Annotated in this window: 23 protein-coding genes; 14 read left to right on the forward strand and 9 right to left on the reverse strand. The window is 63.1% G+C overall.

From position 1 onward, the window contains the following. A partial coding sequence (locus tag GWE18_RS04855) for a flagellar biosynthetic protein FliO (RefSeq protein ID WP_275184680.1) occupies positions 1 to 759 on the reverse strand: 759 nt, incomplete at its 3' end. A 436-nt stretch (positions 760 to 1195) separates the two neighbouring features. On the opposite strand from GWE18_RS04855, the gene flgB reads away from it, so the two are divergent. From flgB to GWE18_RS04905, 10 genes are all read left to right on the forward strand, one after another. Then, on the forward strand, positions 1196 to 1606 hold the full coding sequence (gene flgB, locus GWE18_RS04860) for a flagellar basal body rod protein FlgB (RefSeq protein WP_275184681.1): 411 nt from the start codon (positions 1196 to 1198) through the stop codon (positions 1604 to 1606). Between the two features lie 26 nt (positions 1607 to 1632). Beyond that, on the forward strand, positions 1633 to 2058 hold the full coding sequence (gene flgC, locus GWE18_RS04865) for a flagellar basal body rod protein FlgC (RefSeq protein WP_057855655.1): 426 nt from the start codon (positions 1633 to 1635) through the stop codon (positions 2056 to 2058). 16 nt (positions 2059 to 2074) lie between these two features. Next, a complete protein-coding gene (gene fliE, locus GWE18_RS04870) occupies positions 2075 to 2386 on the forward strand; it encodes a flagellar hook-basal body complex protein FliE (RefSeq protein ID WP_275184682.1) in 312 nt (103 codons plus the stop codon). Positions 2387 to 2531: 145 nt separating this feature from the next. Beyond that, positions 2532 to 2795, forward strand: a complete 264-nt coding sequence (gene fliQ, locus GWE18_RS04875; protein ID WP_057860162.1) for a flagellar biosynthesis protein FliQ — start codon at positions 2532 to 2534, stop codon at positions 2793 to 2795. 14 nt (positions 2796 to 2809) lie between these two features. Next, positions 2810 to 3580 (forward strand): flagellar biosynthetic protein FliR, encoded by a 771-nt coding sequence (gene fliR, locus GWE18_RS04880; protein ID WP_275184683.1) that lies wholly within the window; start codon positions 2810 to 2812, stop codon positions 3578 to 3580. 10 nt (positions 3581 to 3590) lie between these two features. Further along, positions 3591 to 4658, forward strand: a complete 1068-nt coding sequence (flhB, locus tag GWE18_RS04885; RefSeq protein WP_275184684.1) for a flagellar biosynthesis protein FlhB — start codon at positions 3591 to 3593, stop codon at positions 4656 to 4658. Between the two features lie 152 nt (positions 4659 to 4810). After that, entirely contained in the window at positions 4811 to 7375 is a 2565-nt protein-coding gene (locus GWE18_RS04890; RefSeq protein ID WP_275184685.1) for a PAS domain-containing protein, read from the forward strand. Positions 7376 to 7543: 168 nt separating this feature from the next. Then, the gene (locus tag GWE18_RS04895; RefSeq protein ID WP_275184686.1) at positions 7544 to 8527 is read left to right on the forward strand and encodes a TIM44-like domain-containing protein; all 984 of its coding nucleotides are present in this window, start codon (positions 7544 to 7546) and stop codon (positions 8525 to 8527) included. A 196-nt stretch (positions 8528 to 8723) separates the two neighbouring features. Beyond that, entirely contained in the window at positions 8724 to 9404 is a 681-nt protein-coding gene (locus tag GWE18_RS04900) for a lectin (protein WP_275184687.1), read from the forward strand. Positions 9405 to 9564: 160 nt separating this feature from the next. Continuing rightward, positions 9565 to 9846, forward strand: a complete 282-nt coding sequence (locus GWE18_RS04905) for a hypothetical protein (protein ID WP_275184688.1) — start codon at positions 9565 to 9567, stop codon at positions 9844 to 9846. Positions 9847 to 9951: 105 nt separating this feature from the next. Here the strand turns inward: GWE18_RS04905 and GWE18_RS04910 are convergent, their stop codons facing one another. Continuing rightward, positions 9952 to 10371, reverse strand: a complete 420-nt coding sequence (locus GWE18_RS04910; protein ID WP_275184689.1) for a DUF3606 domain-containing protein — start codon at positions 10369 to 10371, stop codon at positions 9952 to 9954. Positions 10372 to 10578: 207 nt separating this feature from the next. Here GWE18_RS04910 and GWE18_RS04915 point away from each other — a divergent pair, with 207 nt between their 5' ends. After that, positions 10579 to 11286 carry a glutathione S-transferase gene (locus tag GWE18_RS04915; protein ID WP_275185142.1) on the forward strand — a complete coding sequence of 236 codons (708 nt, stop codon included), beginning with the start codon at positions 10579 to 10581 and terminating at the stop codon, positions 11284 to 11286. A gap of 124 nt (positions 11287 to 11410) precedes the next feature. Here the strand turns inward: GWE18_RS04915 and GWE18_RS04920 are convergent, their stop codons facing one another. The 4 genes from GWE18_RS04920 to GWE18_RS04935 form a co-directional block, all read right to left on the reverse strand. Then, entirely contained in the window at positions 11411 to 11770 is a 360-nt protein-coding gene (locus GWE18_RS04920) for a GFA family protein (RefSeq protein WP_275184690.1), read from the reverse strand. A 23-nt stretch (positions 11771 to 11793) separates the two neighbouring features. Next, positions 11794 to 12468 (reverse strand): isoprenylcysteine carboxylmethyltransferase family protein, encoded by a 675-nt coding sequence (locus GWE18_RS04925; protein ID WP_275184691.1) that lies wholly within the window; start codon positions 12466 to 12468, stop codon positions 11794 to 11796. Positions 12469 to 12683: 215 nt separating this feature from the next. Beyond that, positions 12684 to 12869, reverse strand: coding sequence for a hypothetical protein (locus GWE18_RS04930; RefSeq protein ID WP_275184692.1), 186 nt, complete (start codon positions 12867 to 12869; stop codon positions 12684 to 12686). A gap of 154 nt (positions 12870 to 13023) precedes the next feature. Then, complete coding sequence (locus GWE18_RS04935) at positions 13024 to 13500, reverse strand: hypothetical protein (RefSeq protein WP_275184694.1); 477 nt, start codon at positions 13498 to 13500, stop codon at positions 13024 to 13026. A 430-nt stretch (positions 13501 to 13930) separates the two neighbouring features. On the opposite strand from GWE18_RS04935, the gene GWE18_RS04940 reads away from it, so the two are divergent. Genes GWE18_RS04940 through GWE18_RS04950 form a run of 3 tightly spaced genes read left to right on the forward strand, consistent with a single transcriptional unit; the run spans position 13931 to position 16763 of the window. Next, positions 13931 to 15598 carry a fumarate hydratase gene (locus tag GWE18_RS04940; RefSeq protein ID WP_275184695.1) on the forward strand — a complete coding sequence of 556 codons (1668 nt, stop codon included), beginning with the start codon at positions 13931 to 13933 and terminating at the stop codon, positions 15596 to 15598. 38 nt (positions 15599 to 15636) lie between these two features. Next, the gene (locus GWE18_RS04945; protein WP_275185143.1) at positions 15637 to 16080 is read left to right on the forward strand and encodes a MaoC family dehydratase; all 444 of its coding nucleotides are present in this window, start codon (positions 15637 to 15639) and stop codon (positions 16078 to 16080) included. Further along, on the forward strand, positions 16077 to 16763 hold the full coding sequence (locus GWE18_RS04950) for a DUF429 domain-containing protein (protein WP_275184696.1): 687 nt from the start codon (positions 16077 to 16079) through the stop codon (positions 16761 to 16763). The genes GWE18_RS04945 and GWE18_RS04950 overlap by 4 nt, the downstream gene beginning before the upstream one ends. Before the next feature lie 9 nt (positions 16764 to 16772). On the opposite strand, the gene GWE18_RS04955 is transcribed toward GWE18_RS04950, so the two are convergent. From GWE18_RS04955 to GWE18_RS04965, 3 genes are all read right to left on the reverse strand, one after another. Beyond that, entirely contained in the window at positions 16773 to 17069 is a 297-nt protein-coding gene (locus GWE18_RS04955) for a hypothetical protein (RefSeq protein ID WP_275184697.1), read from the reverse strand. A 128-nt stretch (positions 17070 to 17197) separates the two neighbouring features. Further along, complete coding sequence (locus GWE18_RS04960; protein WP_275184698.1) at positions 17198 to 17755, reverse strand: septation protein IspZ; 558 nt, start codon at positions 17753 to 17755, stop codon at positions 17198 to 17200. Positions 17756 to 17796: 41 nt separating this feature from the next. Further along, complete coding sequence (locus tag GWE18_RS04965; RefSeq protein WP_275184699.1) at positions 17797 to 18375, reverse strand: hypothetical protein; 579 nt, start codon at positions 18373 to 18375, stop codon at positions 17797 to 17799. Positions 18376 to 18595: the final 220 nt, after the last annotated feature.

The raw sequence follows: 18595 nt of genomic DNA on the forward strand, positions 1-18595 counted from the left end.
GCGTTCAGGCGCTCGGGCCGACGCCTCACGAATAGCCTGCGCCTCGCGGATGGGCGGTGCTTCACGGGCCGGCATTGCCTCACGGACCGGCGGCGCCTCACGGACTGACGGTGCCTCACGAACTGGCGGCGGCTTGGGCAATTCGCGCTGCGGCCGTGGCATCAGCGGTTCGTTGCGGGTCAGGCGCGGCGGAGCTGCCTCGGGGCGACCGCTGATCGATTCCGGCGCAAAGCCCGTCAATGGATCGCTGCGACGCTCCGGCATAGGCGGCGACGCGGGGCGGCGGATTTCGTCGGCGAAGGAAGGCCGTGCCGGGCGCGGCGGCGGCTCCGGCATTTGCGGTTCGGTATGATGATCGAAGGCCTCGGTCGGTCGCAAATCGGATCTGGCGGCCTCTCTTGCCGCCTCGTCGCTCCAGGCGGCATCGGGCAGCGGCGCGATGCGCGGCGGCTGCTCACCGACGGCCGGGCGCGGCGCCATCTGATCGCGGTTGGGCATCGCGCGCACGATGTTGGGTTCGACCACGATGTCGCTCGGGCCGCCGATCATCAGGAGATGCTCGACATTGTCGCGCCGTACCAGCACGAGGCGCCGGCGGCCGTCCACGGCGGCGGCATCGATCACGGCCAGCCGCGGCATCCGCCCGCGCTGGGTACTGGCGCCGAGGCGGTTATTGGCGAAGCGGCGAACCAGCCAAGCGGCCACGCCGATCAGCGCCAGAACGGCGATGAATGCGAAGAGGAATGTCAGTGTCTGCATTCTTTAGTCCCCGGCCACGGGCCGTTCTCTTGATGCTGGCTTCGACGAGTGCGGTCTTAGGTCTTCCTGTCCGAGCATGTTCCCTTTGGGAATACGGTTCCCGTTGCCGGATCATGCCCTGAGCGATCCACATACGGCGAATCACGCCCGAGATCAGCCTTATTTCTTAATTCCCCGCGGCGATGCCGCCGCCCGGGTTAATTAATAGACCAAGAATCGCTTCATCCAAAACGACTTCTGAGCGCCCCAAGTCGGGTTGGTCGCTGCTGGTTAACGCAGTTTTCATGGCGAAAATGCGCTCGTTTTGTCGCTGCCGGCAGGCATTGGCGGACGTCCTCGCCCGCAGCGCGCGATTTTAACCGGCCGTTAACCATACACCGGGCAAATTCTGCCTACCTCGCGGCGTCTGCCAGAGGTTAACGGGGAGCCGCTCGCGATGGCCATCAACGACCTTCCGATCCTGTCGGCGCTGCGCACCAAGATGCAGTGGCACCAGGAACGCCAACGCGTGCTCGCCGAAAACGTCTCCAACGCCAACACCCCGAACTTCAAGCCAAACGACCTGGTCGAGCCGAAATTCGACGACAAAGGCGCGAACGTCGGCGGATCGATGGGCTCGCTCGCCATGATGCGCACCAGCGCCACCCATATCGGCGTCTCCGGCGGCGGGCAGAGCTTCAGAGGGGACGGCGGCAAGAGCGGCTTTTTGACCAAGCCGGCCGGCAATTCGGTCAATCTGGAAGACCAGATGCTGAAGGTCTCCGCCAACCAGATGGATTATGCGGCCGCCACCTCGCTCTACACCCGCAGTCTCGGCATGCTCAAAACCGCCATCGGAAAACGCTGACGCGTCGCGACTAGGAGAACCGTGTCATGGCAGATGATGGAAGCGATTTCGCCCGCTCGATGAGCATCGCGACCTCAGGGCTGCGCGCGCAGGCCGGGCGGATGCGGGTGCTCTCGGAAAACATCGCCAATGCGGACTCCACTGCGCCGACCGCGGCCGGCGATCCGTATCGCCGCAAGGTGCCGACATTTTCGTCCGCGCTCGACCGCACGCTGGATGCCCGGGTGGTGACGCTCGGCAAGGTCAGGACCGATCAGTCGGCGTTCCGCGTCAAGCATGAGCCGAGCAACCCGGCGGCCGACGCCGCGGGCAACGTCAAATATCCGAACGTCAATCCGCTGGTCGAAATGACCGACATGCGCGAGGCGCAGCGGTCCTATGAAGCCAACCTCAACATCATCAGCGCCACGCGCCGCATGATTCAACGCACGCTCGACATCCTCAAGGCCTGAACAGGAACCATAGAAAATGGCTTCACCGACCGTTGCAGCAAACGCCTACGCCGCGCTTTCGCGCATCATGGAATCCGGCGGCGCCGAGAAGGGCAGCCAATCCAGCGGCGGCCCGTCCTTCAGCGCGTTGCTCAAGGACGCCGTGGGAAGCGCGCTGGACGCCGGCAAGAAATCCGACGCGCAGACGATGGCGATGACCTCGGGCAAGGCCAACGTCATGGACGTGGTGACGGCAGTGGCGGAGACCGACGTTGCGGTCTCCACGCTGGTATCGGTGCGCGACCGGGTGATCCAGTCCTACGAAGACATCATGAAGATGCCGATCTGACGTCCCTTGGGACGTCATCCCGGGATGGTCCGAAGGACCAGACCACAGGTGTGCAATTGCACACCGGGGGATCTCGAGATTCCGGGTTCGATGCTTCGCATCGCCCCGGAATGACGGTGCAAGTGAGAACAAGCGAGAAGCAACAATGACCGGTGCCGAAACCCTTGACGTGGCGCGCGATGCGATCTGGACCATCGTGGTGGTGTCGTCGCCCCTGATGGTGATCGGGCTCGTGGTCGGCGTCGTGGTGTCGCTGTTCCAGGCGCTGACCCAGATCCAGGAGCAGACGCTGATCTTCGTGCCGAAGATCCTCGCGATCTTCGTCACGCTATTGCTGGCGTTACCGTTCATGGCGGATTCGCTGCACGGCCACATGATGCGGATATCGTCGCGAATCATAGGCGGCTGATGCATTGTAGATGAATGCGCGTCGACATATCGCTGCTGCCGGCCCTTGCCGCCACCTTCATGCTGGTGTTCGCCCGCGTGGGCGCCATGGTGATGCTGTTGCCGGGATTTGGCGAGAGCAACATCCCGGTGCGCATCAAGCTTGCGATCGCGCTGCTCCTGACGCTGATCATCCTGCCGCTGCACCGCACCGCCTATCAGGTCGACCTCAACTCGATGGCCGCGCTCGCCGTGTTGATGGTGCACGAGATCGTCATCGGCATCGTGCTCGGCGCCACCGCGCGCGTCACGCTGTCGGCGCTGTCCGTCGCGGGTTCCGTGATCGCCCAGCAGCTCGGGCTCGGCTTCGTCACCGCGGTCGACCCGACCCAGGGGCAACAGGGTTTGCTGATCGGCAACTTCCTCACGATTTTGGGCATGACGCTGCTGTTTGCCACCGACAGCCACCATCTCGTGATCGCGGCGCTGAACGAGAGCTATCGTATTTTTTCACCCGGGGAGTTGATGCCGAGCGGCGACGTCGCGGCGCTGGCCACGCGCGCCTTTGCCACTGCCTTCAAGATCGGCATCCAGCTTTCGGCGCCGTTTCTGGTGTTCGGCCTCGTCTTCAATATCGGGCTTGGCGTGCTGGCGCGGCTGATGCCGGCGATGCAGGTCTATTTCGTCGGCGTGCCGCTGTCGATCATGGTCGGCTTTTTGATCTTCGGCCTCGTTCTCACCGGAATGATGGCGACCTATCTCAACTACTTCATCGGTGTCATGCACGAGCTGACGCCGTTGAAATAAGGAGGCCGCGATGGCCGACGATTCCGACGACAAAACAGAAGACCCTACGCAAAAACGTCTCGACGATGCGCTTGAAAAGGGGGACGTGGCCAAGAGCCAGGAGGTCAACACCTGGTTCATCATCGCAGGCGGCACGCTGATATTATCGACGTTCTCGGGGTCGATCGGCGGCGGCATCCTGATGCCGCTGCGCAACTTGATCGCCAATGCCGGCCAGCTTCGCACCGACGGCGCGGCGCTGCTCGCGCTCGGCAACACGCTGGGCTATGCCGTGCTCGGCGCGATCGGCGTGCCGCTGTTGATGCTGGCGCTCGCCGCGATCGCGGGCAACATGATCCAGCACCGGCTGGTGTGGTCGTCGGAATCGCTGAAACCGAAATTCAGCAAGGTGTCGCCCGGCGCCGGACTGAAACGCATCTTCGGCAAGCAGGCGATAGCGAATTTCGCCAAGGGCCTGTTCAAGCTCATCGCGCTCGGCGCCGTCATGATGGCGGTGCTGTGGCCCGAGCGGGATCGGCTCGAATCGTTCATGATGTTCGATCCTTCGGCGATCCTCGGCGTCACCACAAATCTGACATTGCAATTGATGGGCGCGGTGGCGGCGATGCTGGCCGCGGTCGCGATCGCCGACTACTTCTTCCAGTACCGGCAGTGGTTCGAGCGCCAGAAGATGTCGCTGCAGGAGATCAAGGACGAGTTCAAGCAGTCCGAAGGCGACCCCCACATCAAGGGCAAGATCCGGCAGTTGCGCCAGCAGCGCATGAAGAAGCGCATGATGGCCGCGGTTCCCAGCGCCAGCGTGATCATTACCAACCCGACCCACTATTCGGTGGCGCTGTCCTACGATCGCGGCATGTCCGCGCCGGTCTGCGTCGCCAAGGGCGTCGACAACATCGCGTTCAAGATCAGGGAAATCGCCAAAAAGCACGATATTCCCATTGTGGAGAACGTGCCGTTGGCGCGTGCGCTCCATGCCACCGTCGATATCGACGAGGAGATCCCGGTCGAGCACTATCACGCGGTCGCCGAGATTATCGGCTACGTTATGCGCCTGAAGAGCGGCCTTTCGGGACGATGAATGTGAGGGAACTGCTGGAAATCCCCTTGAAATACCTTCAATCTGCCAAATAACCGCCTGACGGACTTGCGTTTGCGGGTCCGATTCAGGCACTCAAGAGGGGCGCGCGACTCTGCGCGTCACTTCCTTGCCGAAGGGCCGCGCCTCTTCAAATGACCGCCGAAACCGACAACCAACCGCCCTCCGGGCCGTTCGCAGCCCACGAACCGGCGCGGCGCGGCGGTAGTATCGTGCTGGTGCTGCTGGTGGCCGCCGGCATCGTTGCGGTCGCGGTAGCGCTGATGACCATCGGCCGGGCGCAGGCTCAGCCTTATATTCTCGGCGTGCTGGCCCTCTTGGCCATGGTCGGCCTGTTCAATTTATTCGCCTTTGCCGCCGGCATCATCCGCTTTACCGACCGCGCGGCCGACGATCCCGTGATGGGCCGCATCGCCGATCATGCCTATGACGGGCTGGCGGTGACCGATCCGAAGGGCCACGTGGTCTATTCCAACGCCGCCTATCTGGCGCTGACCGGGGCCGCCGGCCCGCAGGACGTGCGGCCGGTGGAGCGCGTTTTCATCGGGAATCCCGATGTCTCGGAGGCCGTGTTCCGCCTGCTCAAGGCGGCCCGCGAAGGCAAGCGGCAGCAGGAGGAGGTCCGTATCGCGGGCTCCGACGGTGCTCAAGGCCGCTGGCTGCGGATGCGGGTTCGTCCGCTCGGCCAGAGCAAGCGCGAAGCAAAATACGCAGTGTGGTCGATCGCCGACATCACGCGGGACCGCGAGCGCCAGGAAGACGTGTTTCGGGAACTGCAGCACGCGATCGAGTATCTCGACCATGCGCCCTGCGGCTTCTTTTCGGTCAATCGAGCCGGCGACGTCATCTATGTCAACGCTACGCTGGCGAACTGGCTCGATCACGACCTCGCCGAGATCGGCTCGGGCGGGCTGAAGCTCAGCGATATCGTGTCCGGCGACGGCGCCTCGCTCCTGACCTCGATCGTAGCGGTGCCCGGCGAAGTCAAAACCGAAGTGTTCGACATCGACCTGCGGATGCGCGGCGGCAAGACCATGCCGGTGCGGCTCTATCACAAGCTCGCCTTCGGCGCCGACGGCTCGCCGGGGTCATCGCGCACGCTGGTGATCAGCCGCGCGCGTGACGAGCATTCCGACCCCGAACGCGCCGCCGAAGTTCGCTTCATGCGGTTCTTCGACCATACGCCGATGGCGATTGCGACGGTGGACCGCGACGGCACGGTAGTGCGCGCCAATGCCCGCTTCGCCAAGCTCGCGCAGAGCCTGAGCGCGGATGGCGCCGCCAACAAATCGATCTTCCGCGCGGTGAATGCACGCGACCGCGGTCTTTTGATCGCGGCGATCAACCAGGCTGCCGACGGGCAGGGCGACATCGCGCCGGTCGAGGCCATGCTCGACGGCGCCAAGGAGCGCTGGGGGCAGTTCTTCGTCACCGCGGTCGAGGAAGACGAGCGCGATACCGAAGCCGCCATTGTTTATCTGCTCGAGACCACCGAGCGGCGCACGCTGGAAAACCAGATCAACCAGTCCCAGAAGATGGACATGGTCGGCCAGCTCGCCGGCGGCATCGCGCACGATTTCAACAATGTGCTGTCCGCCATCATGATGGCCAACGACTTCCTGCTGAACGCCCACAAGCCGACCGATCCGTCGTTCCAGGACATCATGCAGATCAAGCAGAACGCGACCCGCGCGGCGACGCTGGTGCGGCAACTGCTCGCGTTCTCGCGCCGCCAAACGCTGCGGCCGCAGGTGCTCGACCTCGGCGACGCGCTTTCCGACCTCACCATGCTGCTGCGGCGATTGATCGGCGAGAAGGTCAAGCTCGATCTCGTGCATGGCCGCGACCTTTGGCCGGTCAAGGTCGACGTCTCGCAGTTCGAACAGGTGGTCGTCAATCTTGCCGTCAATGCGCGCGACGCGATGGCTGATGGCGGCAAGCTGACGGTGCGGACCGGCAATGTGACCGTGGATGAAGCCGCGCAGCTCTCCCACAAGGGCATGCCGGCCGCCGATTACGTGCGGATAGACATTTCCGATACCGGAACCGGAATTCCGGCCGACATCGTCGACAAGATTTTCGAGCCGTTCTTCTCGACCAAGGAGGTCGGCAAGGGCACCGGGCTTGGGCTCTCCACGGTGTATGGCATCGTCAAGCAGACCGGCGGCTTCGTCTATGTCGATTCCACGCCCGGCGAAGGCACCACGTTCCGCATCTTCCTGCCGCGTCATCGGCCCGAGCTGGAAGCGCAGCCGGAGGCGCAGGCGACCAACGGCGCGGTCAAGGAAGGAGCGGCTGAGCCGCCGAAGCCGCGACCCGATCTGACCGGGCACGGCACCATTCTGCTGGTGGAAGACGAGGACGGCCTGCGGTCGTTGAATGCGCGCGGCCTTCGTTCGCGCGGCTACAGCGTGATCGAGGCCTCCAATGGCATCGAGGCAATGGAAGCGCTCGACGAAAAGGACGGCGACGTCGATCTCGTCGTTTCCGACGTCGTGATGCCGGAAATGGACGGCCCGACGCTGCTCCGCGAAATGCGCAAACGCAATCCGAAACTCAAGATCATCTTCGTCTCCGGCTACGCCGAAGAGGCTTTCGACAAGAGCCTGCCTGAGAACGAGCAGTTCGCCTTCCTGCCCAAACCGTTTGCGCTCAGCGCGCTGGTCGAGAAGGTGAAGGAGACCATGACGGCGTCGTAGCGTCTGCCAAGGGCCGGCGACGCATGGTGAATACAGCGTTTACGGCCAAATCGTCACATCCCCGCGACCGAGGGCCGCAGTTCCGGTTCCCGATAATGGCTTCACTTTTAGGTGGCGGTGCCCATCTTAGGGGCGCTTCCCCATCCTGGGGAACTGAGGAAAAAGCACATGAATTTCTCGCAAGGCACGCGCGGAATTATTCGGACCCTGGCCATTGCCCTGTCTGTAGCGCTCCCGTTGGCGGCGATCACGATCTCGGAGGCCGACGCCCGCGTTGGCGGTGGCGGCAGTTCCGGTTCGCGGGGATCGCGTACCTATTCGGCGCCCCCGAGCACGACCACGGCGCCCGGCGCGGCACAGCCCATGAACCGTACGTTTACCCAGCCCGGTACTCCCGCAGCGGGTAATCCGGCCGCTGGCGCAGCCAACAAGGGCGGCTTCTTCAACCGGCCTGGCATGGGCATGCTCGGCGGCCTCGCCGCGGGCTTCCTGGGCGCTGGCCTGCTCGGCATGTTGTTCGGCGGCGGATTGTTCTCCGGCCTCGGCGGCTTGTCGTCGATCATCGGCTTGCTGCTGCAGATCGCCCTGATCGTTATCGTGGTGCGGCTGGCGATGTCGTGGTGGCAGCGCCGCCACACGCCGGCTTCCGCCTACGCGACGGGACCTGCTCCTGCTGCCGAAGGTCCCGGTGCTCAGACCAGCTTCCGCTCCGGGCTCAGCGGTTTTGGACTGGGATCGAGCCAGCCGCCGCTGGAAATCCAGCCGGCTGACTATGAAGCCTTCGAGCGGCTGCTTGGCGAGGTCCAGGCCGCGTGGTCGAACGAGGATGTCGGCAAGCTGCATACGCTCGCGACGCCCGAGATGGTGTCCTACTTCTCCAAGGATCTCGAGGAGAACAAGGCGCGCAACGACATCAACAAGGTGTCCGACGTCAAGCTGCTGCAGGGCGACCTCGCGGAGGCCTGGCGCGAAGGCGAAACCGATTACGCCAGCGTGGCGATGCGGTTCTCGCTGATCGACAAGACCATGGAACGCACCACCGGCCGTCTGGTCGCGGGCAGCGAAACCCCGGTCGAAGTCACCGAGGTCTGGACCTTCGCCCGCCGACGCGGCAGCGACTGGGAACTCTCGGCGATACAGCAGACCAGCTAATCGCCTGTACATGACGACGAAGAAGGCGCCGCGGCTTGTTTCGCGGCGCCTTTTTCTTTTTCGCGTGCCGCGCCGCGTCCGGGACACGAGAAGGGTTCTCACCTCATGTGATTTCACGATCAGGTCACCGCGACCGGAATATTCTCTGTCGCATCGGGTTGATGACAAACGATCAAAAACAACAGGGAGCACTTCGATGAGCAGCTTCACTCGTGTGATTTCGCCGGCATGCTTCGCCGTCGCGGCCATGACGGCTTTGGCGAGTGCGCCGGCGCTGGCGCAATCCGCTGATACCAGCTTCTTTCTGACCAGCAACGGCATCGGCAATGGCGGCAATCTCGGCGGACTCGCCGGCGCCGACAATCACTGCCAGACATTGGCGCAGGCAGCCGGCGCAGGCGGCAAGACCTGGCGCGCTTACCTCTCGACGCAAGCCGCCGACGGCGCGCCGGCCGTCAATGCGCGCGATCGCATCGGCAAGGGGCCGTGGAAGAATGCGAAGGGCGCGGTGGTCGCCAAGGACGTCGCCGAATTGCACGGCGCCAACGGTCTCACCAAGCAGACCGCGCTGAGCGAGAAGGGCGAAGTCATCAACGGCCGCGGTGATACGCCCAATCGCCACGACGTGCTGACGGGGTCGCAGCCCGACGGGTCTGCGTTTGCGGCGGGCGAGGATCGCACTTGCAAGAACTGGACGAGCTCGACGCAAGGCGCGGCGATGGTAGGTCATTCCGATCGCATGGGCCTGCGCGACGACGAGGCCTCGAAATCCTGGAACTCGTCGCATCCCTCGCGCGGCCCGGACGGCGGCTGCTCACAGGCCGACCTGAAGAGCACCGGCGGCGACGGGCTGTTCTACTGCTTCGCGGCGAACTGACGCGCGCCGTAGCGCCGTAGCCCGGGTGAAGCGAAGCGTAACCCGGGGTTCTCCTTGCGAGAGTGACCCCGGGTTGCGCTTCGCTCCACCCGAGCTACGCATTCTGATCGCGGAACTCCTGATTGTCTGGCGAGTTTTAATCGGGATCGGAGAACTTGCCATGAAACGCCTGCTTGTCGCGCTAATTTTGACCGTGGTGCTCACGCCGGCGGCCCTGGCCGGTAACACTTCGTCGAATTCCAGCTCCAACTCGTCGAACGGTGTTCATACCCGTGTCGATACGATCACGACCGATGATGGCCGTGGGCGGACAATTTACGAGCGGCGCAGCGTCCGCATCGACGCTGACCGCGGACGACCGGGATATATGCGGAACACTGTCCGCGAACGCTACGGCTATCGCCCGATGCGCCGCTGGCACCCTGCTGACGATGACGATTGAGGCCATTCACGCGGGATCAGACGTCGCGCCGTGCTGCAGCACCTGCGGCTACTGACGCCGCTTTGGCCATTGCTTGCGCATCGCCCTGATCGCGCTAAAGGCCGCCTAGGCGGCCTTTCTCTTGGCGCGCTTCTTTGTCGTTTTGCCGGGAATCGTCCTGGCGCTCTTCTTCGCCTTCTTCGTAGCCTTGCCCCTGGCGAGATGTGCGCCGACGGCTTTCGACGAATGCCCGACGGCTTTGACCGCGGCCTTCAGTCTGGCCGGTGTGACCTTGAATTTCTTTGACCAGTAGCTGACTTCGTAGGGCTGGCTCACCGCGATGCGTGCCCGGTCGGCAGCCTTGTGCTGCTGCAGCTTGATATAGGCGCCCACCTTCTTCGCGGAGCGTCCCACATTCTTGACGGCAGTCTTCAGTTTCGCCGGCGTGATCTTGAATTTCTTCGACCAGTAGGCGACCTCGTAAGGCTCGCTCACCGCGATCAGCCCGCGATCGGCCCCGCCGCGCTTCTTCCTGTTGTCCGCCATCCGCATTCTCCTGTCGTGTCGAGAAAATCGACGCTTCAAACGGGCACAACCTAACACGCCCGCCTGCGTTCGGACAGATTCTGCCCCCGTGGAGATCTGCGCGACGCGTTGATGGCGCGACAGTCGGGCGGACGCCGCGTTCGGCGTGACGAACGAGCCGCGGGATGATTTGTTATGTCGGTCAAACCGGCAGTGGAGGTGTCATCGATGCGTTACGAGCTCTATTACTGGCCAATGATTCAAGGCCGCGGCGAGTATGTCCGCCTCGCGCTGGAAGAGGCCGGCGCTGGCTATACCGACGTGGCGCGCCGCGGCAACGGCATGGCCGCGATGACACGCATGATGGAAGCGGGGAAGGGAACGCCGCCCTTTGCGCCCCCGTTCCTGAAGGCCGGGAAGCTCGTGATCGGGCAGACCGCCAACATCCTGCTTTATCTGGGATCGCGCCATGGGCTGGCGCCGAAGGCGGAGGCCGGCAAACTCTGGGTGCATCAACTGCAGCTCACGATCGCCGATCTGGTGCTGGAAGTGCATGACACGCATCACCCGCTCGGTCCGTCGCTCTATTACGAGGAACAGAAAGCGCCGGCGAAAAAGCGCACCGACGAGTTCTGGAACGCGCGCGTACCGAAATATCTGGGTTACTTCGAAGACCTGCTGGCGGCCAATGGCGGCATCTACGTCACCGGCCGCCGCCTGACCTATGTCGACTTGTCGCTGTTCCAGATCGTGGAAGGCCTGCGCTACGCCTTTCCAAATCGCATGAAGGCATTCGAGGAGGATATCCCCGGTCTGGTCGGCCTGCGCGACCGCGTGGCGGCGCGGCCGAACATCAAGGCGTATCTGGCGAGCGATCGACGGATTGCGTTCAACGAGGAGGGAATTTTCCGCAAGTACAAGGCGCTGGATGCCTGACGTGCGGTCTAGCTCTCTCCCTCGTCATGCCCGGGCTTGTCCCGGGCATCTACGTCTTTCTTGCCGCTGAAGCGAAGACGTGGATGGCCGGGACAAGCCCGGCCATGACGAGCTGTGGTAGTCCCTACAGACTCCTGCCGTCCACCGGCGTCATCTGCAGTTTCGACAGCTCGATGCCGTCGATGCAGCTCACATTCACCGCCACCACGTCGCTGCCATCAGGCTTCTTGCCGCGCGCGAAGACTTCGACACCGCAATCGATGCAGAGCTGGTGGTGAATCACGTGCTTGTTGAAGAGGTATTCTTTCAGATTTTCCTCGCCGGCGCGGAGATGAAAACTCTTCGGGTCAAGGAAGGTGAAATGCAGCCCCTTCTTGGTGCAGATCGAGCAGTTGCAGGCAGTGACCATCGCAAGGTCAGTGGTGCATTCGAAGCGCACCTGGCCGCAATGGCAGCCGCCGGTGTAAGTCTTGCTATCGGGCATCGTGGTGGTCCGCCATGCATGTCTCACCAAATTCCTGGCACCAGACGATAGCGCACCCGTGCGGCATAGTCAGCATAATCGGGCAGTCCCTCGACCAGTGCGCGCTCCTCGATGCGGGCGCGAATGCCGAGTAGCAGCGCGAATACCGGCGCGAACGCCATGCCCCACCCCGATCCCAGGAGTAGCGATATTCCAAGGAAATACAGCATGACGCCGCTGTACATGGGATGACGGACGAAGGCGTAGGGCCCGCTTGAGATCACGCGTTGGTGGCGCGCGGCCTGCACCTTCACGACCGGCGCGGCGAACGAATTCTCGCGGAACACCCACATGATGAAGGCGATCGAGAGCAGATACATCGCAAGGCCGAGCGCCTGCAGCAACAGCGGAACGTCGGAGGCGTTCGCGCGCCGGTCGAGGCCGATCGCAACGAACCATAGCAACAGCGCCAGGAAGAAGATCAGCATGAATATCTTGTCGGCGGCAGGCTGGTCGGCCTGAAACGTCGGCCGCATGCGCTCGGCGAGCAGTGCGGGATCGGTCCTGGCTAGCCATAATCCGCAGGCGGGACCAAGGATCGCGCTGACGATCAGCATTACCCACGCCGCCGGCCAGTCCAGCGAACCCGCCGCGGCGAACAATAGCGCGCCCATGGCAATGACGACGATGGTGTTCTGCAGCAGAAGCTTTGCGATCATGGGTCGGGTTCCAAGCGCCCCTGACGACATAATCGCGCGATTCTTCGGCAAACTTGCGGCGTAGCAGTTGCCAAGGTCCGTCATACCCGCGAAGGCGGGTATCCAGTACGCCGCGGCCTATCGATGATATCGCCGGCGTCTCTGGAATACTGGGGTCACCCGCCCCAGTGCGCAATTGCGCACAAGGCGGGTGACGACAGTCGGGAGTGGTTGGCTCAGGCCAACCGGTCGATCCGCGTTCCCTGGCCAGGCGGCAGGGGAGCGATCAGCGTCGGCTGCGGCGTGCGGGTGCCGTCGGCAGCCGCGCCGTTCTGGACGTCGGGGGTCTTGTCGGGAGCCTTGAACACGGGGACTTCCGGCGGTTTGACCACCACCGTTGCGGGGACACCAGAGACATTCATCGGAAGCATCCTTTTGTTGCCTCCGACACTGGCCGGGGTGAGCGAACGATTGGTGAATCCGAGGCGTTATTCGCGCTTCCCCGCCGTCAATCCCGGCCAATGGTGAACGGGCGGCTCGCGAAATCGTTAGAATGCGATGGATCGGGAGTTGGACCTACTCGTCCTTGCCGCGGGTCACCGCGATCGAGGCCTCGGTCTTGGTGCGCGTGCATTCCATGTTGAGCCGGCGGAAGCGCATGGAGACTTTGTCGCCACGCAAAATGCCCATGCGCTTGATACAGCGCGAGGAGCCGGTCGCAACGTCGGGCTTCGGAATCGTGAAAATGATGGCGCCGGCCGAGGCGACCAGTTCAAAGAATTGCGGCTTCGGCTTGCGGTCCGTCTTGGCGTAGAGCTCATTGGAATAATAGCGGCCGCGGCAGCCGAGCGACAGCTCTTTCGCCGCCGGATGCGTCAGATAGATCACGTTGCCGGTATTGACGCTGATCTTGAGGCCGTCGATCTGGTTCTTCAATTCCTTGGCGATATCGTCGCAGCGGTCGGCGCGCGCCGGCGATGAACTGGCCGCGACGCACAGCGCCAGCGTGGCGGCAAGCAAGGTCGGTCGGTGAAATTGTGGTCGCAAAGCCATTGTGAGTGCCCCTTTGCGCTATTGAAACCCGCGCGCGGATTTCCTGCAAGTGCCGCGCGCGGAAGTCAACTTGCTTCTCAGACACCGTAGAGGATGACGCCGATCCCGAAGGCGATCACGGCGAAGACGCCGTACAGCGTGGGACCACCGAGGGGCAGAAAAAGCCCGAGCAGCCGCGGGACGGCTGGGCTCGTAGCAAGCAGTGAAACTCGTCTTCGACGATCAGGCGATTGCCGATCTCGAAAGGATCTATGCTTGGATTGCCCAGGACAGTCCCGCGACTGCGAGAACTGTGACAGACCGGCTGTTTATCGGGGGAGGCAGCAGGATGCCCGAACTCCCAGAACCTTCCTTTTGTCCAAAAAATGCTTAGAACGGGTCTATGTCCGCGGCGCCGTTCCGGCCGCCAGCTCAAACCCGAGATATCGACATGAACGCCCCGACCGCTTTTCCCGACCAGAAGCCCGTTCCGCCCTACAAGCATACGCCGCTGTTTCCGCTGGGGCCGGACACCACGCCCTATAAGAAGATCACGACCGAGGGCGTGCGGGTCGAGAACGTGCTTGGCAAGGACATGCTGGTGGTATCGCGCGAGGCGCTGCGGGCGCTGTCGGAGGCTGCCTTCGGCGACATCAATCACTACCTGCGGCCGGGCCATCTGAAGCAGTTGCGCTCGATCCTGGAAGACAAGGAAGCCAGCGACAACGACAAATTCGTCGCCTTCGACTTCCTCAAGAACGCCAACATCGCCGCCGGCGGCGTGCTGCCGATGTGCCAGGACACCGGCACCGCGATTATCATGGGCAAGAAGGGCTGCAACGTCATCACCGACGGCGACGACGAGGCCGCGCTCTCGGAAGGCGCGCGCGACGCTTATCTGCGCCGCAACCTGCGCTATTCGCAGGTGGCGCCCCTGTCGATGTATGAGGAGAAGAACACCGCCAACAACATGCCGGCGCAGTGCGAGATCTACGCCGAGGGCGGCTCTTCAGAAATAGACTCGGCCTACAAGTTCATGTTCATGGCCAAGGGCGGCGGTTCCGCCAACAAGAGCTTTCTGTTTCAGGCGACACCGTCGGTGCTCACCAGGGATCGCCTGTTGGCGTTTCTGAAGGAGAAGGTGCTGACGCTCGGCACCGCGGCATGCCCGCCATATCATCTCGCGATCGTCATCGGCGGCACCTCTGCCGAGCTTTGCATGAAGACAGTGAAGCTCGCGTCCGCGCGCTATCTCGATGCGCTGCCTACCCACGGCTCGGCCGACGGCAACGCGTTCCGCGATCTGGAGATGGAGCAGGAAATTCTGAAGATGACGCAGTCACTCGGCGTCGGCGCGCAGTTCGGCGGCAAGTATTTCTGCCACGACGTGCGCGTGATCCGGATGCCGCGCCATGGCGCCTCGCTCCCGATCGGGCTCGGCGTCTCCTGCTCGGCGGACCGCCAGGTGCTCGGCAAGATTACGAAAGACGGCGTCTATCTCGAAGAGCTCGAGCACAACCCGGCGCAGTATCTGCCTGCGGTCGAGCAGTCGCTCGGCGGCGAGGTCGTTAAGATCGACCTCAACAAGCCGATGAAGGAAATCCTGGCGACGCTGTCGCAATATCCGATCAAGACGCGGGTCTCGATGACCGGCACGATGATCGTCGCTCGCGATTCCGCCCACGCCAAATTGCGCGAGCGGCTGGAGAAGGGCGAGCCGCTGCCGGACTACTTCAAGAACCATCCGGTGTATTACGCCGGTCCCGCCAAGACGCCCGATGGCTATGCCTCCGGCGCGTTCGGCCCGACCACCGCGGGACGCATGGACTCCTTCGTCGACCAGTTCCAGGCGGCGGGCGGCTCGATGGTGATGGTGGCCAAGGGCAACCGCGCGGTCGCGGTGCGCGAGGCCTGCAAGAAGCACGGCGGCTTCTATCTCGGCTCGATCGGCGGCGCGGCGGCAAACCTCGCCGAGCACTGCATCAAGAAGGTCGAGGTCGTCGAATATCCCGAACTCGGCATGGAAGCGATCTGGCGCATCGAGGTCGAGGATTTCCCGGCCTTCATCATCATCGACGACAAGGGCAACGACTTCTTCAAGGAATTGAATCTGGGGTAACCTGTTCGCGTTCGGCGTGAAATGTGAGCGAGGACGCTGTGATCGAGTGGTTCGACGACCTGAAGATCGGGATGCGCTTCAAGAGTGAGGCAACGACGGTGTCGAAGGAGGACATCATCCGCTTCGCCAAAGAGTACGATCCGCAGCCGTTTCATCTCGATGAGGAGGCGGCCAAGAAGTCCATTCTCGGGGGCCTCGCCGCTTCCGGATGGCAGACGGCGGCGATCGCCATGCGGCTCGCCGCGAGCGCGCGCCCGTTCGGGCCGCATCCGCTGTTCGGCGCCGGCGTCGACGATCTGCGCTGGCTGAAGCCGGTGCGGCCCGGCGACACCATTTTTCTCGAAGGGGAGGTGGTGGAATTGGCGGCGTCGCGCACGAAGCCGCAAGGCATCGCCCGGGTCAAGTGGACCGCCTACAACCAGCATGGCGAAGCGGTCTATACCTTCAATCCGATTGCAATCGTGCCCAGCCGGCCGAAGTGAGCAAGAGGTCGGGCTGCAGGGCGCTTGGCCTCGACGGGTTCAGCAAAGGCTGGGTCGCCGTTCTCCTCGACGGTGACGTGCAGGAAATCTCCTTTCATCGCGACATCACGGACGCGCTGTCGCGTTCTTGCGACAGAGTGGGGATCGATATCCCGATCGGGATGAGCGATCACGGCGAACGCTATTGCGACCTGCTGGCTCGCGCAAAATTGCGGCCGCACGCGTCGCGCGTCTTTGCCGGCGCTCGCCGCTGGCTGTGGTCCGAGTTCAGCGATCCCAATGATGCCAACCGGGAGGCGCAGCGGCGCGGGCAGAAGCGGGTGTCCCGCCAGCTCTGGCATCTGGGTGCGAAGATCATGGAGGTCGACGCGTTCGTGCGCGCGAATCCATCTCGCGATATCCGCGAGGTGCATCCCGAACTGGTGTTTCTGCGATTGAACGACAACGAGCCCTTGCCGTCGAAGAAATCCGCCGGGGGAGTTGCGCTGCGCCGCGCGCTGCTCAAGCAATCAGGCTTTCGGCGGATCGATCGCTGGCTGACCGCTGAACGTAGCGGTGCAAAGCCTGACGATGTGCTGGATGCCTGCGCGGTTGCGATTGCGGCCTGCGAGCCTGCGGGCAGCGTCCCCGAGGGGGCGCCGCCCGTTGATGCGCACGGCTTGCCGATGCGGATCTGGTTTTAGGGGGAGAACCTACGCCCGCGACCCCGTGAACGGGAAGCTGCCCATCGGGCCGATGCCCATTTCGCCGGACATGCTGTCGCCGGAAACCTTGCCGGTGAAGGCGAGGGTGAGCGGCATCGGGTTGGTGATGGAGATCTTCCAGGCGACGTCGTCGCCGTTGATGGTGCCGTCAAAAATTTCACCGGAATTGCCGTCGGCGCCCTGCGTGCCCGTCAGCGCGCCGCCTGCGCTCGTCAGCGAAAGCGTTGCCTTGCGCTCGCCCATCGGCGTGCTCATGGTGATATTCCAGTTTCCGTCCACGGCCATCTTTGTCTCCCCGACATTTCTCCGACAAACCGGAATGGCTTGCGAGATCCGTTAAACTCGATCGGCGGTATAGCCTATCTCGCCACACAAGCCCAACCGGGCTCAAGCGTCCTTTTGACGCGTATTTTTCAGGCGCTCTGGGCGGCCGCGCGAAGCCGGCTGCCGACCAAAACACGAAACGCGATGTATTGAATTGCGAAGGCGGCAATCTTGGCGCCGACGAGAACCACGGTCACGTAGAACGTCCACAGCTTCATGTCTCCGGTCATGGCGACGCCGATGGTGCCGGCGGCGAGCACGAAGCACAGTCCGGCCCAGGCATAGCCCGCGAAGGTGACATATTCGGGAATGGTCTGTGTCACGATCGGGGGCATGTAGCGCAGCATCCAGCCGCGCTTGAGCATGATGACGCCGATCGCAAAATGCCCGATCGCAGGCTTCGCCAGCACGAAGCGCGGATCGTGGGTCAAAAGCGTCGCGCTGCCGAGCACGATGACGAGCGCCAGGCTCGCCCATGTCATGTAGCCGAGCTCCTTCCCCTTGATGCGCGAGTAGATCACCTGGGCGATGGCGCCGGCGATGGCGACGCCGGTCGCCAGCAGCACGTTGTCGGTAGTGAGGTAGATCGCAATGAACAAGATGGTGGAGAAAAAATCGGCGCCCAGTCTGGCGAATACGTCCTTCATCGTCTTGCTCTCCGCTGATCGTGTTACGGTTGAAGTCTGGCTTAGTTGGTGCCGGGCAGGGCGTTCGCAGGCGGCGCACCATGCTTCGCCCTGCGATATTGCGGATACCATGTCGTGAAGTAGGCGGCGCTGTTGCGGGCGGCGATGGCGATTGCGAGCCCGGACCAGAACGGCAAGCCCGGCACGTAGATCATCAGCACGTTACCCACGATCATCAGGACGAATGCGCCGGTCCATGCCCAGGTGATGATGTAGATCGCCTTCCTGAAGCCGGGCAGCTTCGCCGTCTCGGCATCGACCTCCTCAAGAGCATATTGCAGCACGAACGGTTTGCGGATGACGAGAGACGCCAGCGAGATCGAGAGCACGCCGATATCAACCGTCAGCTTGACGGCCGAATGGCTCAGGTTCGGATCGACCAGCGCAACATAGGCGCCCAGTCCGGTGAACAGGACGACGCAGCCCGCGCCGAGCATTTTGATCGAGCGGCCGCGATAGACGTCGATGCCGATGACGGCGAGACAGATCGCCGCCGCTGCGAACAGGCTGATCTCGGCGGAGGTCACCAGTATCAGCAGGGCGAACGAACCGAACGGGGCGAGGATCAGGAAGATGGTCATGGTAGCCTCTCGGGCTAATCTTTACAACGTAAAGATAAACTAGGGGCGAGGTTGGGAGTCGTCAAGCAAAATCTTTACAGTGTCAAAATAAAGCGGAGCGTCGAAAAAGATTGTTTATTGCAATAACATGACGACGTCATTCCGGGGCGCGCGTTAGCGCGAACCCGGAATCTCGAGATTCCGGGTTCGATGCTGACGCATCGCCCCGGAATGACGAACG

The sequence above is a fragment of the Bradyrhizobium sp. CSA112 genome (assembly GCF_029051645.1).
GTDB lineage: Bacteria > Pseudomonadota > Alphaproteobacteria > Rhizobiales > Xanthobacteraceae > Bradyrhizobium.

Coding starts and splice junctions, on each gene's coding strand:
- flgB (WP_275184681.1), top strand. CDS start 1,196: ATGGCCATCAACGACCTTCCGATCCTGTCGGCGCTGCGCACCAAGATG.
- flgC (WP_057855655.1), top strand. CDS start 1,633: ATGGCAGATGATGGAAGCGATTTCGCCCGCTCGATGAGCATCGCGACC.
- fliE (WP_275184682.1), top strand. CDS start 2,075: ATGGCTTCACCGACCGTTGCAGCAAACGCCTACGCCGCGCTTTCGCGC.
- fliQ (WP_057860162.1), top strand. CDS start 2,532: ATGACCGGTGCCGAAACCCTTGACGTGGCGCGCGATGCGATCTGGACC.
- fliR (WP_275184683.1), top strand. CDS start 2,810: ATGCGCGTCGACATATCGCTGCTGCCGGCCCTTGCCGCCACCTTCATG.
- flhB (WP_275184684.1), top strand. CDS start 3,591: ATGGCCGACGATTCCGACGACAAAACAGAAGACCCTACGCAAAAACGT.
- GWE18_RS04890 (WP_275184685.1), top strand. CDS start 4,811: ATGACCGCCGAAACCGACAACCAACCGCCCTCCGGGCCGTTCGCAGCC.
- GWE18_RS04895 (WP_275184686.1), top strand. CDS start 7,544: ATGAATTTCTCGCAAGGCACGCGCGGAATTATTCGGACCCTGGCCATT.
- GWE18_RS04900 (WP_275184687.1), top strand. CDS start 8,724: ATGAGCAGCTTCACTCGTGTGATTTCGCCGGCATGCTTCGCCGTCGCG.
- GWE18_RS04905 (WP_275184688.1), top strand. CDS start 9,565: ATGAAACGCCTGCTTGTCGCGCTAATTTTGACCGTGGTGCTCACGCCG.
- GWE18_RS04910 (WP_275184689.1), bottom strand. CDS start 10,371: ATGGCGGACAACAGGAAGAAGCGCGGCGGGGCCGATCGCGGGCTGATC.
- GWE18_RS04915 (WP_275185142.1), top strand. CDS start 10,579: ATGCGTTACGAGCTCTATTACTGGCCAATGATTCAAGGCCGCGGCGAG.
- GWE18_RS04920 (WP_275184690.1), bottom strand. CDS start 11,770: ATGCCCGATAGCAAGACTTACACCGGCGGCTGCCATTGCGGCCAGGTG.
- GWE18_RS04925 (WP_275184691.1), bottom strand. CDS start 12,468: ATGATCGCAAAGCTTCTGCTGCAGAACACCATCGTCGTCATTGCCATG.
- GWE18_RS04930 (WP_275184692.1), bottom strand. CDS start 12,869: ATGAATGTCTCTGGTGTCCCCGCAACGGTGGTGGTCAAACCGCCGGAA.
- GWE18_RS04935 (WP_275184694.1), bottom strand. CDS start 13,500: ATGGCTTTGCGACCACAATTTCACCGACCGACCTTGCTTGCCGCCACG.
- GWE18_RS04940 (WP_275184695.1), top strand. CDS start 13,931: ATGAACGCCCCGACCGCTTTTCCCGACCAGAAGCCCGTTCCGCCCTAC.
- GWE18_RS04955 (WP_275184697.1), bottom strand. CDS start 17,069: ATGGCCGTGGACGGAAACTGGAATATCACCATGAGCACGCCGATGGGC.
- GWE18_RS04960 (WP_275184698.1), bottom strand. CDS start 17,755: ATGAAGGACGTATTCGCCAGACTGGGCGCCGATTTTTTCTCCACCATC.
- GWE18_RS04965 (WP_275184699.1), bottom strand. CDS start 18,375: ATGACCATCTTCCTGATCCTCGCCCCGTTCGGTTCGTTCGCCCTGCTG.